This is a genomic window from Mycobacterium sp. (assembly GCF_039583805.1).
In the GTDB taxonomy this organism is placed as follows: domain Bacteria; phylum Actinomycetota; class Actinomycetes; order Mycobacteriales; family Mycobacteriaceae; genus Mycobacterium.
This window is the reverse complement of the sequence record NZ_JAVKSH010000026.1, coordinates 1-12,479: the sequence shown is the minus strand read 5'-3', so window position 1 is coordinate 12,479 and position 12,479 is coordinate 1. Positions and strand designations below refer to the sequence as shown.

General features: G+C 69.4%; 11 protein-coding genes and 1 pseudogene. 9 read left to right on the top strand and 3 right to left on the bottom strand.

The window, feature by feature from the left end; genetic code table 11:
* Together ABDW21_RS05255 and ABDW21_RS05250 are read right to left on the bottom strand one after the other, a co-directional pair.
* Window positions 1-967: o-succinylbenzoate synthase (locus ABDW21_RS05255; RefSeq protein ID WP_343710165.1), on the bottom strand; the 967-nt coding region annotated here is incomplete at its 3' end.
* A gap of 44 nt (window positions 968-1,011) precedes the next feature.
* Window positions 1,012-2,613, bottom strand: coding sequence for an amidohydrolase (locus tag ABDW21_RS05250; protein WP_343710155.1), 1,602 nt, complete (start codon window positions 2,611-2,613; stop codon window positions 1,012-1,014).
* 66 nt (window positions 2,614-2,679) lie between these two features.
* On the opposite strand from ABDW21_RS05250, the gene fadD8 reads away from it, so the two are divergent.
* Window positions 2,680-4,281 (top strand): fatty-acid--CoA ligase FadD8, encoded by a 1,602-nt coding sequence (gene fadD8, locus ABDW21_RS05245; protein ID WP_343710154.1) that lies wholly within the window; start codon window positions 2,680-2,682, stop codon window positions 4,279-4,281.
* A 47-nt stretch (window positions 4,282-4,328) separates the two neighbouring features.
* Here fadD8 and ABDW21_RS05240 read toward each other — a convergent pair whose 3' ends face one another.
* The gene (locus ABDW21_RS05240) at window positions 4,329-5,042 is read right to left on the bottom strand and encodes a VIT family protein (RefSeq protein WP_343600502.1); all 714 of its coding nucleotides are present in this window, start codon (window positions 5,040-5,042) and stop codon (window positions 4,329-4,331) included.
* A gap of 89 nt (window positions 5,043-5,131) precedes the next feature.
* On the opposite strand from ABDW21_RS05240, the gene ABDW21_RS05235 reads away from it, so the two are divergent.
* The 8 genes and pseudogenes from ABDW21_RS05235 to menE all read left to right on the top strand — a co-directional run bounded on the left by ABDW21_RS05235 (window position 5,132) and on the right by menE (window position 12,054).
* Window positions 5,132-6,052, top strand: a complete 921-nt coding sequence (locus tag ABDW21_RS05235) for a 1,4-dihydroxy-2-naphthoyl-CoA synthase (protein WP_343710153.1) — start codon at window positions 5,132-5,134, stop codon at window positions 6,050-6,052.
* Window positions 6,053-6,470: 418 nt separating this feature from the next.
* The gene (locus ABDW21_RS05230; RefSeq protein ID WP_343710152.1) at window positions 6,471-7,562 is read left to right on the top strand and encodes a calcium:proton antiporter; all 1,092 of its coding nucleotides are present in this window, start codon (window positions 6,471-6,473) and stop codon (window positions 7,560-7,562) included.
* 112 nt (window positions 7,563-7,674) lie between these two features.
* Window positions 7,675-8,559, top strand: a complete 885-nt coding sequence (locus tag ABDW21_RS05225; protein WP_343710151.1) for an SDR family oxidoreductase — start codon at window positions 7,675-7,677, stop codon at window positions 8,557-8,559.
* Between the two features lie 14 nt (window positions 8,560-8,573).
* Window positions 8,574-8,981: a VOC family protein gene (locus tag ABDW21_RS05220; protein ID WP_343710150.1), complete on the top strand. Its 408-nt coding sequence runs from the start codon at window positions 8,574-8,576 to the stop codon at window positions 8,979-8,981.
* 95 nt (window positions 8,982-9,076) lie between these two features.
* Window positions 9,077-10,213: pseudogene (locus tag ABDW21_RS05215) on the top strand (inorganic phosphate transporter); the annotation flags it as partial.
* A 62-nt stretch (window positions 10,214-10,275) separates the two neighbouring features.
* Complete coding sequence (locus tag ABDW21_RS05210; protein ID WP_343710149.1) at window positions 10,276-10,560, top strand: hypothetical protein; 285 nt, start codon at window positions 10,276-10,278, stop codon at window positions 10,558-10,560.
* A gap of 49 nt (window positions 10,561-10,609) precedes the next feature.
* Window positions 10,610-10,912: a DUF3349 domain-containing protein gene (locus tag ABDW21_RS05205; protein WP_343710148.1), complete on the top strand. Its 303-nt coding sequence runs from the start codon at window positions 10,610-10,612 to the stop codon at window positions 10,910-10,912.
* A gap of 92 nt (window positions 10,913-11,004) precedes the next feature.
* Window positions 11,005-12,054, top strand: a complete 1,050-nt coding sequence (gene menE / locus ABDW21_RS05200) for an o-succinylbenzoate--CoA ligase (protein WP_343710164.1) — start codon at window positions 11,005-11,007, stop codon at window positions 12,052-12,054.
* The last annotated feature ends 425 nt before the right edge of the window (window positions 12,055-12,479 follow it).

Sequence of the window (12,479 nt, the reverse complement as noted above, 5' to 3'; positions counted from 1 at the left end):
GCCCTGTCTGCTGGGCCGGCCCTGTCTGCTGGGCCGGCCCTGTCTGCTGGGCCGGCCCTGTCTGCTGGGCCAGCGGGTAACAGGCCCGGACCCGCTCGATCCACCATCGTCGCCGCTGCGGCGGCGCGGCCAGCGCCTGCAGCCGCGCCGGGTCCGGCGTCACCGGCCCGACCGTAAGGTAGCCGTCCACGGGGACGGCCGGCTCGGCGACGTCGTCGACGAACAGCCCGCCGGTGCCCAGCCCGCAGGCGTGGCGCAGTTCCGGCAGCGCGGCCGCGGCGCTCAGCCCGGTACCGATGCCCACCGCGGAGTCCAGCGCGCTGGAGATCACAACCGGGATGTCGATCGCGGCGGCGATCTCCAGCAGCGCGGTGATGCCGCCCAGTGGCGCGACTTTGAGCACGGCGATGTCGGCGGCGCCGGACCGGACCACGTGTAATGGGTCGTCGGCCTTGCGGATGCTCTCGTCGGCCGCGATCGGTACGTCGATACGGCGGCGCAGCTCGGCGAGCTCGCCGACGGTGGTGCAGGGTTGTTCGAGGTACTCCAGCGGGCCGCCCGCGGTCAGTGCGGCGGCGGCCTCGACGGCCTGCGCGACGGTCCAGCCGCCGTTGGCGTCGACCCGCACGGTCGGTATCGACGCGCGGACCGCCTGCACGCGGGCGACGTCGTCGGCCAGGGTCTGCCCGGGTTCGGCGACCTTGACCTTGGCGGTGCGCGCCCCCGGGAAGCGGGCCAGCACGTCGGGCACCTGCGCGGGTGCGACGGCCGGGACGGTGGCGTTGATCGGGATGCGGCCGCGGCGGGCCGGTGGCGCCGGGCGGTAGGCGGCTTCCAGCCCGGCGGCCAGCCACGCCGCGGCCTCCGCCGGGCCGTATTCGACGAACGCGCCGAACTCTCCCCAGCCGGCCGGGCCGTCGATCAGCGCGAGCTCGCGGGTGGTGATACCGCGGAAACGCACCCGCATCGGCAGGGCCACCACGTACAAGCGGTCTAGGACGTCATCGAGCGTCACAGGCCGTACACCTGCCGGCCCGCCAGGTAGGTAGCGCGCACCTGCAGATCGGCTATCCGCCCGGCCGGCACCGTCCGCGGATCGGCCGACAGCACCACCAGGTCGGCGTACTTGCCGACCTCCAGTGATCCGACGACGTCGTCGGCGAAAAGCTGCCAGGCGGCGTCGATGGTCTGCGCGCGGATCGCCTGCTCGACGGTGAGGCACTCCTGCGGCCCCAGCACCCGCCCGCTCGGCGCGGTGCGGGTGATCGCCACGCTGATGTTGCGCAGCGGCTCCTCCGGGGTGACCGGCGGGTCGTTGTGCAGCGAGATGCGCATCCCGGTGGCCACCGCCGACCCCGCCGGCATCCACCGGGATCCGCGCTCCGGCCCGAACAGCCCGTCGACGATGACATCCCCCCAGTAATGAATCTGGTCGACGAACAGGCTGCAGGTGACGCCCAGCTCGGCGGCCCGTGCCAGTTGGTCGGGCCTTATGGCGCCGACGTGCTCGAGCCGCAAACGGTGATCGGGACGCGGATCGCATTGCAGTGCTTCGTCATACACGTCGAGAATTACGTCCACCCCGGCGTCGCCCTGCACGTGGCAGGCCATCTGCCAGCCCAACGGGAAGTAGGCACCGACGATCTCGGCCAGCTGCTCGCGGGTGTAGTTGGCGTGTCCGCAGGAACCGGCCGCGCCGATCGTGCGGGTGGCGGCGGTGTCGAGGTAGGGAAACGACAGCGCGATATTGCCGATCCACGGTGAGCCGTCCACCCAGATCTTGATGCCGACCTGACGCACCAGGTCGTCGCCCTGCCCGGGCGTCGCGGCGCTGGACATCTGCGGGTTGGACATCTCGTAGGTGCGCAACCGCACCGTCAGCTCGTCGTGCAGTCGGTCCAGCAGCGGCCCGAACGACGGATCGAACGCCATGTCCGAACAGGTGGTCAACCCGGCGCGATTGAGCCGGGCGCATTCGGCGCGCAACATCTCCGGATAGGCGCTGGGCTCGATCGCGGCGTCCAGCAGCGGGAACACCGCGCCGATCTCTTCTGCGCTGCCGTCGAGTTCGCCAGCGGCGTCACGGCCGTAGCGGGCGCCCTTGGGGTCGGGGGTGTCCCGGGTGAGCCCGGCTTGGCGGGCCGCGGCCGAGTTGAAGAAGGCCTGGTGCCCGGAGTTGTGCACGATCACCAGCGGCCCCTCCGGTGCGAGGTCGTCGAGCCAGGCCAGGGTCGGCTTGGGAAGTCCGTTCTGCAGCAACGGGTCCCACCCGTTGAGGTACGCCCCGGCCGGTCCGCGGACGGCGGCTTCGCGGCGGATGGCGTCGACGACGTCGCCGGCGCTGCGCACGGTGACCGGCCGGATGTCGACGATCCGGTCCGACAGCGCCAGTGCCTCCATCAACGGATGACCATGTGCCTCAACGAATCCCGGCATGACGCAGCCGTCTCCGACATCGACGGTCTCGGTGCCGGGGCCCACCAGCCCGGCAACGTCGGATCGGGTTCCGACGGCGACGATCCGGCCGTCGGCGACGGCGAGCCCCTCGGCGGTGGGCCGCGCGTCGTCGACGGTGACTACCGTTCCGGTGACGACGAGATCAGCCTCGGCCATGACCGGCAATGCTAGTGCTGCGAGGGCCAGGCCGACCGGAATTGCAACACGTTCTAGTCTTGGCTCATGAGTGACGAACTGCTGCGCAACCCGACCCACAACGGCCACCTGCTGGTCGGCGCGCTCAAACGCCACCGCGACAAGCCGGTCCTGTTCCTCGGCGACACCACGCTGACCGGCGGTCAGATGGCCGAGCGGATCAGCCAGTACATCCAGGCGTTCGAGGCGCTGGGCGCCGGCACCGGCGCAGCGGTGGGGCTGTTGTCGCTGAACCGGCCCGAGGTGTTGATGATCATCGGCGCCGGGCAGACCCAGGGCTACCGGCGCACCGCCCTGCACCCGCTGGGCTCGCTCGACGACCACGCCTACGTGCTCTCCGATGCCGGGATCAGCTCGCTGATCATCGACCCCAACCCGATGTTCGTCGAGCGGGCGCTGGGCCTGCTGGAAAAGGTGCCGTCGCTGAAGCAGATCCTGACCATCGGCCCGGTGCCCGAGGCTTTGCGCGGTGTTGCGGTCGATTTGTCGGCCGAGGCGGCGAAATACGAGCCGCAGCCGCTGTCCGCCGCCGACCTGCCGCCGGACCAGATCATCGGCCTGACCTACACCGGAGGCACCACCGGCAAACCCAAGGGCGTGATGGGCACCGCGGCGTCGATCGCCACCATGACCACGATCCAACTCGCCGAATGGGAATGGCCCGAGCAGCCAAGGTTTTTGATGATCACCCCGCTCTCCCACGCCGGCGCGGCGTATTTCCTGCCCACCCTGGTCAAGGGCGGCCAGATGTACGTGCTGCCCAGGTTCGACCCCGCCGAAGTGTTGAAAACCATTGAGGAGAAGCGTATTACGGCCACGTTCGTAGTGCCGTCGATGCTGTACGCGCTGATGGACCACCCGGACTCGCACACCCGCGACCTGTCGTCGCTGGAGACCGTCTACTACGGCGCGTCGGCGATCAACCCGGTACGGCTGGCCGAGGCGATCAGCCGGTTCGGCCAGATCTTCGCCCAGAACTACGGGCAGTCCGAGGCGCCGATGGCCATCACCTACCTGGCCAAGAGCGATCACGACGAGCAGCGGCTGACGTCCTGCGGGCGGCCCACGCTGTTCGCCCGTGTCGCGCTGCTCGACCTTGAGGGCAGTCCGGTGCCGCCGGGTGAAGTGGGCGAAATCTGCGTCGGCGGGCCGCTTTTGGCCGGCGGCTACTGGAACCTGCCGGACGCGACCGCGGACACGTTCCGGGACGGCTGGCTGCACACCGGCGACATGGCCCGCGAGGACGAAGACGGCTTCTACTACATCGTCGACCGGGTCAAGGACATGATCGTCACCGGCGGGTTCAACGTGTTTCCCCGCGAGGTCGAGGACGTCGTCGCCGAGCATCCGGCCGTCGCGCAGGTCTGCGTGGTCGGGGCGCCGGACGACAAGTGGGGCGAGGCCGTCACCGCGGTCGTGGTGTTGCGCGCCGAGGCGCCGCGCGACGACGCCGCGATCGAAACGATGACCGCCGAGATCCAGGCCGCGGTCAAGGAGCGCAAAGGCTCGGTGCAGTCACCGAAGCGGGTGGTGGTCGTCGACTCGCTGCCGGTGACCGGGCTGGGCAAGCCGGACAAGAAGGCGGTGCGGGCCCGGTTCTGGGAGGGCGCCGGCCGCGCCGTCGGCTGAACTTTCGGCCGCCTGGCGTCACGCTGGCGTGACGGTCGGCGAGCTACTCAGGTGACGACGGCGCCGAGCAGGTGACCGATCAGGTAGGTGATCGCCAACGCCAGGCCGCCGCCGACGAAATTGCGAAGCACCGCAGGGCTTTTCGGGGCACCACCCAGGCCTGCGGACACCGCCCCGGTGATCACCAGCGCCAGCAGCACCGCCGCGACGGTGACCGGGATGCGCAGGGTGATGGGTGCGGTCAGGATCGCGATCAGCGGCAGCAGCGCGCCGACGCTGAACGACAACGCCGACGACAGCGCGGCCTGCCACGGGCTGGTCAGCTCCTCGGGATCGAAGCCGAGCTCGACCTCGGCGTGCGCGGCGATCGGATCGTGATCGGTGAGTTCCTCGGCGACGGTCCGCGCGGTCGCCGCCGACAATCCCTTGGCTTCGTAGAGCGCGGCGAGTTCGTCCAGTTCGGCCATCGGGTCCTCGCGGAGTTCGCGGCGCTCCTGCCGCAACAGCGCCTGCTCGGTGTCGCGCTGCGCGCTCACCGACACGTATTCGCCCAGCGCCATCGACACCGCGCCCGCGGCCAGGCCGGCGACGCCCGCTGTCAGGATCGGTCCCCGCGTCACGGTCGCCGCGGCGACGCCGACCACGATGCCCGCCGTCGACACGATCCCGTCGTTGGCGCCCAGCACTCCGGCGCGCAACCAGTTCAGTCTGGCCGAAACCGAACCCAGGTGCGGCTCACGGTAGTGCGACTCAGCGGACACGCAACCACACACTAGACAACCGGAAACCGGGCCGCCAGCAAACACGGCCTTGGCGGAGCGCCGGGAGCGATGACAGGTAGCGTCTCGGTATGCCCAGCAGCGAGGCGGTCCGGCCGGTCGAGTTTGACCCCGGCATCTGGCGAGCTGTCGACGGGTTCGCCGAGCTGACCGACATCACCTACCATCGGCACGTCTCCGACGCCACCGTGCGGGTCGCGTTCAACCGCCCGGAAGTGCGTAACGCCTTTCGCCCGCACACCGTCGACGAGCTCTACCGCGCGCTGGACCATGCCCGGATGTCGAGCGATGTCGGCGTCATTCTGCTGACCGGCAACGGGCCCTCGCCCAAGGACGGCGGCTGGGCGTTTTGCGCCGGTGGGGACCAACGCATCCGCGGACGCAGCGGCTACCAGTACGCCTCCGGGGAGACCGCCGACACCGTCGACGCCGCCCGGGCCGGGCGGCTGCACATCCTCGAGGTGCAGCGGCTGATCCGGTTCATGCCGAAGGTGGTCATCTGTCTGGTCAACGGGTGGGCGGCCGGCGGCGGGCACAGCCTGCACGTGGTCTGCGACCTCACGCTGGCCAGCCGCGAACACGCCCGCTTCAAGCAGACCGACGCCGACGTCGGCAGCTTCGACGGCGGCTACGGGTCGGCATATCTGGCCCGTCAGGTGGGTCAGAAGTTCGCCCGCGAGATCTTTTTTCTGGGCCGGACATATTCCGCCGAGCAGATGCACGCGATGGGCGCGGTCAACGCCGTCGTCGGCCACGCCGACCTGGAAGCAGAGGGCGTGCGGTGGGCGGCGGAGATCAACGCGAAATCGCCTCAGGCGCAACGGATGCTCAAGTACGCCTTCAACCTTCTCGACGACGGGCTGGTCGGCCAGCAGCTGTTCGCCGGTGAAGCCACCCGGTTGGCGTACATGACCGACGAGGCCGTCGAGGGCCGCGACGCGTTCCTGGAGAAGCGGCCCCCGGATTGGAGCCGGTTCCCGCGGTATTTCTAAACCTGAATCCGTGACATCTCTGATGGCTGAAGCCAGCAGCTTCATGACCTTCACTCAGCCTCAGATTCTTCTCTGCGGTGCGTCTCCCGACGCCGCACGACGGGCCAGTCCGACCCTGATGAGGACGGTAGCAGTGGGCAACGACAAGATCCGCCGCCACGCGGCGGAAGTCCCGATTCCCCCGACGGCTCAAGCCGCCGGTCCCCTCGGGACGCACTGATGGCGAAACTCGTGTGACGATTCGTGACTGGATCGTCGAGCGGTCGCTGGCGTAAAAGGCGTTGAGCCAGTACCGTTCCCAGGGCCCGAAAGGCGGCGGGCACGGTGTGGCGGGGCGGGGCGGTCACCGCCAGCAATTCGCGGAGTACAGGCCGTCTCAAGTCGCCCGGCCCGATCACTTCGATGAGAATGGCGGTCGATGTCGATCAGCGTGTCCTGGACCGTGGTGGTGCCGCTGCTTGCCGTCGGCGTGCTGGCCTGGAACCGGGGCGAGCAGCTGGGGCCGGCGCTGGTTGTGATAGCGGCGGCTTTTCTGATCGCTGCCGTGCTGGCCGCGGTGCATCACGCGGAGGTGGTGGCCCGACGGGTCGGTGAGCCGTTCGGGTCGCTGATGCTCGCCGTCGCGGTGACGGTGATCGAGGTGGCCCTCATCGTGGAGTTGATGGCCTCCGGCGGAAACGAGGCCGCGACGCTGGCCCGGGACACCGTGTTCGCGGCGTTGATCATCACCACAAACGGGATTGCCGGTCTGTCCCTGTTGGTCGGCTCCCGGCGCTACGGCGTGACGGTGTTCAACGCCGAAGGCACCGGCGCCGCGCTGGCCACGGTCACCACCCTGGCCACTTTGAGCCTGGTGCTGCCGGCGTTCACCACCAGCGGCCTGGGCAAGGAGTTCTCACCCGGGCAGCTCACCTTCGCGGCGGTTGCCTCACTTCTGCTCTACCTGCTTTTCGTCTTCACCCAGACGGTGCGCCATCGCGACTTCTTTCTGCCGATCGCGCAGAAAGGCCAGAAGGGTGTGTTAAACGACGACAGCCACGCCAATCCGCCCAGCACCAGGGCGGCGCTGCGAAGCCTGGGGCTGCTTCTGGTCGCCCTGATCGCGGTGGTGGGCCTCGCGGAGCAGGAATCGCCAGCGGTCGAACGCGCTGTGGCCGCGGCCGGGTTTCCGCACACGTTCGTAGGCGTGGTGATCGCCTCGCTGGTGCTGCTGCCCGAGACCCTCGCGGCGGTGCGGCGCGCGCGCCAGGGCCGCATTCAGACCAGCTTGAACCTGGCCTACGGATCGGCGATGGCCAGCATCGGGCTCACCATCCCGACGATCGCGCTGGCGTCGATCTGGCTGGCCGGGCCGCTGATCCTCGGCCTGGACGCCATTCAGCTGGTGCTGTTGGCGCTGACCGTCGTGATCAGCGTGCTGACGGTGATGCCGGGACGGGCTACCCGACTGCAGGGTGAGGTGCACCTGGTCCTGCTGGCCGCCTACGTGTTCCTGGCGATCAACCCCTGACAGCGCGGTGACAACACAGCCCCGCCAACAATTCAGCCGACGGGTCAGGACTGATGCTCCGGTTTTTCCGGATGTTTTTCAGCCTGCGCAGGGCCACCTAGACTCGCCAGCTGTGAGCAAAAGCCCGCTGCGCCGCATCACCGAGCAGATCGCCCTGGCCGGCATGCGGCCGCCCGTCGCACCGCACCTGCGGCTCCGCTCGCCGGCGGCCAAACCCGTCGACCTCGGCGGCAAGCGGATATTGCTGACCGGCGCCTCCTCGGGAATCGGCGAGGCCGCCGCGGAGAAGTTCGCCCGCCGCGGCGCGACCGTCGTCGCCGTCGCCCGCCGCCACGACCTGCTCGACGCGGTCGTCGCCAGGATCACGGCAGCGGGCGGCACCGCGCTGGCCGTCCCGTGCGACCTGTCCGACCTGGACGCGGCGGACGCGCTGGTCGCAGATGTCGAGCAGCGCATCGGCGGGGTGGACATCCTGGTCAACAACGCCGGCCGGTCGATCCGGCGTCCGCTGGCCGAGTCGCTGGAACGCTGGCACGACGTCGAACGGACCATGGTGCTCAACTACTATTCGCCGCTGCGGCTGATCCGCGGCATCGCACCGGGGATGCTGGCCCGCGGCGACGGCCACATCATCAACGTCGCCACCTGGGGCGTCTTCAGCGAAGCCGCACCGCTGTTCGCGGTGTACAACGCGTCCAAAGCCGCGCTGTCGGCGGTCAGCCGGGTCGTCGAAACCGAATGGGGCCCAAAGGGTGTGCACTCGACCACGCTGTATTTCCCGCTGGTGGCCACCCCGATGATCGAACCAACTAAGGCCTACCGGGGCATGCCGGCGCTCACGACGCACGAGGCCGCGGACTGGATGATCACCGCCGCGCGCAGCCGGCCGGTGCGGATCGCGCCGCGGATCGCGCTTGCCGCTCAGGCGCTCGACACCGTCGGCCCCGCCTGGGCCACCGCGCTGATGAAGCGCCAGCGCATCCAACCGGGCTCGTGATAGACACGTCGACTATGGAGATACTGGCCAGCAGGATGCTGTTCCGGCCGGCGGACTATGAGCGTTCGCTGCGATTCTACCGAGACGAGATCGGGCTGGCCATCGCCCGCGAATACGGCGCGGGCACAGTGTTCTACGCCGGACAGTCGCTGATCGAGCTCGCCGGCCACGGCGCGCGCGATCATCCCGCCGGACCGTTTCCGGGCGCGCTGTGGCTACAGGTGCGCGATGTGCGAGCGACCCAGGCCGAGCTGGAGCGCCGGGGCGTGCCCATCGCGCGCGAGGCGCGGCGCGAACCCTGGGGACTGCACGAGATGCACGTGACCGACCCCGACGGGGTCACCGTGATCTTCGTGCAGATACCGGCGGACCACCCGCTGCGCCGTGACACCCGCGGTGAACGCCGCCCGCCGGCAGGTTAACCGCCGGATAATATTCGGCGACGGCTTTCCCGAACTCCGCTTTTGCCGCGTATCGCGTTAGACAAAAATCCGCCACGGTCATAACAATGAGCAGCGTGCACCTTGAGCTGTTGCTCTTGATCGTGGTCGTGGTCACGGCGCTCGCCTTCGATTTCACCAACGGATTCCATGACAGCGGCAACGCCATGGCCACGTCGATCGCCAGCGGCGCGCTCCGACCGAAACCCGCGGTCGTCCTCTGCGCCGTGCTGAACCTGGTGGGGGCGTTCTTGTCCACGGCGGTGGCCGCGACGATCGCCAAGGGTCTGGTGGACGCGCACCTGGTGACACTGGAGCTGGTGTTCGCCGGCCTGGTCGGCGGCGTGGTGTGGAACTTGCTGACCTGGCTGTTCGGCATCCCGTCCAGTTCCTCGCACGCGCTGATCGGCGGCATCGTCGGCGCCACCATCGCCGCGGTCGGCGTGCACGGCGTGATGTGGAGCGGCGTGGTCTCGCGGGTGATCATCCCGGCCGTGGTCGCCTCGTTGCTGGCCACCGCGGTCAGTTCGATCGGCACATGGCTGGTGTACCGGCTCACCCGCGGCGTCCCGGAGAAGCACACCGACCGTGGATTCCGTCGCGGTCAGATCATTTCCGCGTCGCTGGTGTCGTTGGCGCACGGCACCAACGACGCCCAGAAGACGATGGGCGTGATCTTCTTGGCGCTGATGTCCTACGGGGCGGTGAGCAAAGCCGCCGCTGTGCCTCCGCTGTGGGTGATCGTGTCCTGCGCGGTGGCGATGGCGGCGGGCACCTATTCCGGCGGCTGGCGGATCATCCGCACCCTGGGCAAGGGACTGGTGGAGATTAAGCCGCCGCAGGGCATGGCCGCCGAAACCTCCTCGGCGGCAATCATCTTGCTGTCCGCTCACGTCGGCTATGCGCTGTCGACCACGCAGGTGGTCACCGGGGCGGTACTGGGCAGCGGGCTGGGCAAACCCGGGGCTGAGGTGCGCTGGGCGGTGGCCGGCCGGATGGCGACCGCCTGGGCGGTGACGCTGCCGGCCGCCGGGATCATCGGCACCCTCACCTATGTTCTGGTGCACGGCATCGGCGGCTACCCCGGCGTGATTGTTGGTTTCACGGTGCTGTGCATCACCGCGCTGGCCATCTGGCTGCAGGCGCGCAAGGTGCGTGTCGACCACAGCAACGTCAACCACGAGTGGGAAGGCTCCCTGACGGCCGGGTTGGAGGAGCCCGAGGACCTACCGGGTGAAGCCCGCGTCAAACCCGCCGCACCCGGGGCGCCGATCCTATGAACACCTGGTTCGACTACACCGCCACACTGAAAATCATGGTCTTCGGTCTGCTGGTGGGCGCCGGGCTGCCGGCGCTGTTCTCGCTCGGCATCAGGCTCGGCGCCGCCGGCGCCGGAATCAGCGGCGACACCATGACGGGCAAACGCCCGTCGCTTACTGCCCTCAGCGTCGCCTTGTTCGCGTTCTTGCTGGCCGCGGTGATCGTCGGGGTCCTGTTCATTGCTCGCGACTTCATCGGGCACCACACCGGTTGGTTCATTCTCGGCGCCGAACCGACGTAACGTCGACGCCAGTCCTGCTCATACGAGGCCGCCGCCGGAAAAGTTGACCGTGAACCGATTCCTCGAGTCGATCATCGCGTGGCTGCGCGCGGGATATCCCGACGGAGTCCCGCCGACCGATTACCTTCCGCTGCTGGCGCTGCTGTCGCACCGACTGACGACCGACGAGGTCACAGCGGTGGCTCGCGAACTGATGGACCGCGACGAGTTCGACCGGATCGACATCGGTGTGGTGATCACCAAGTTCACCGATCAACTGCCCGCACCGGACGACGTCGAGCGGGTGCGGACACGGCTGGCCGCCAAGGGCTGGCCGCTCGACGACGCCCGCGATGCGCAGGAGCGCCCATAGCCGTCCTGCAGGCACTTGCCGTCGCCGCGGGCTCCGCGGCGCGGTCGCTGCTGCCCGCTCTGGAGAGAGTTCTCCACGGCCGCGGGCCGGCCCTGGTCCCGATCCCGCCCGGCACGTCCCCGCCGGCGGGGCTGCGGGTCGGTGCGCAGATCGACGACGACGTCGCCCTGGTGATCACGACGTCGGGAACCACCGGCGAGCCCAAGGGCGCGTTGCTCACCGCCGCCGCGCTGACAGCCAGCGCGGCGGCCGCCCACGACCGGCTGGGTGGTCCCGGACACTGGTTGCTCGCGTTGCCTCCGCACCACATCGCCGGGGTCCAGGTCCTGGTGCGCAGCCTGCTGGCCGGGACCCATCCGGTCGAGCTGGATGTCTCGGCGGGCTTCGATATCACCGAATTACCCTCTACCGTAGCGGCTCTCGGCTCGGGCCGGCGGTATACCGCGTTGGTCGCCGCCCAGGTGGCCAAGGCGCTCGCCGACCCGGCGGCCACGGCCGCGCTGGCATCTCTCGACGCGGTACTGGTCGGCGGCGGGCCGGCCCCGCAGGCAGTCGTGGACGCAGCCACCGCGGCCGGCATCACGCTGGTCCGCACCTACGGCATGAGCGAAACCGCCGGCGGCTGCGTCTACGACGGCGTCCCGCTCGACGGGGTGCGGGTTCGGGTAGACGCCGACGGCCGGATCGCGGTCGGCGGCCCGACACTGGCCAAGGGGTATCGCAACCCGACGAACCCCGACCAGTTCGCCGAGCCGGGCTGGTTTCGCACTAATGATGTTGGTGCGCTCGATGATTCGGGCCGGCTGACGGTGTCGGGACGTGTCGACGAGGCGATCAGCACGGGCGGGGTGACCGTGCTGCCCCAGCCAGTGGAAGCGGCGCTGCGCACCCATCCGGCCGTGGCCGACTGCGCGGTGTTCGGGCTGCCCGACGACCGGCTCGGTCAGCGGGTCGCCGCCGCGGTCGTCGTGCCCGACGGTGGCGCGGCGCCCACCCTGGACACGCTGCGGGCCCACGTCGCGCGCGTCCTGGCGGGCACCGCCGCACCCCGCGAACTGCACATCGTCGACACGCTGCCGCTGCGCGGGATCGGCAAGGTGGACCGGCAGGCGCTGGCGCGTCGGTTCGGTGCAGACGCGTGAGGGAAAGTCAGACGCCTTTGCCGGTAGGCACACGCCCGTCGGTGATTCAGTAGGTGCGGCAGAGGTTTCGGCGTAGCGTCGCCGCCCCGCTGCCGCGGACCGGGCTCAGACGGTCCGCCGCCGTCGATCGCGGGACTCCGGCATCGAGTGTGCGCTCAGGGATTTCAGTGTGCGCACAGGGCGGAGCTCCTCGGCGTGTCGTCGCCCTGGACGCACACTCGACGCACCGGGCCGCCATGGATGCACAGTCGACGCACAGGACGCCCAGTCGACCGTCACGCCACCCCTTGGACGTGGTTTTCAGCTGCCGCCAGCAAGGGGGTCGATTGCCGGTTGCTAACAAAGCTCGTATGAGTGTGCCGTGGGAGGCGATTCCACGTCGAACGTGAATCCACTGCGAGATTTGTTGCGATTTTTCGCATTAG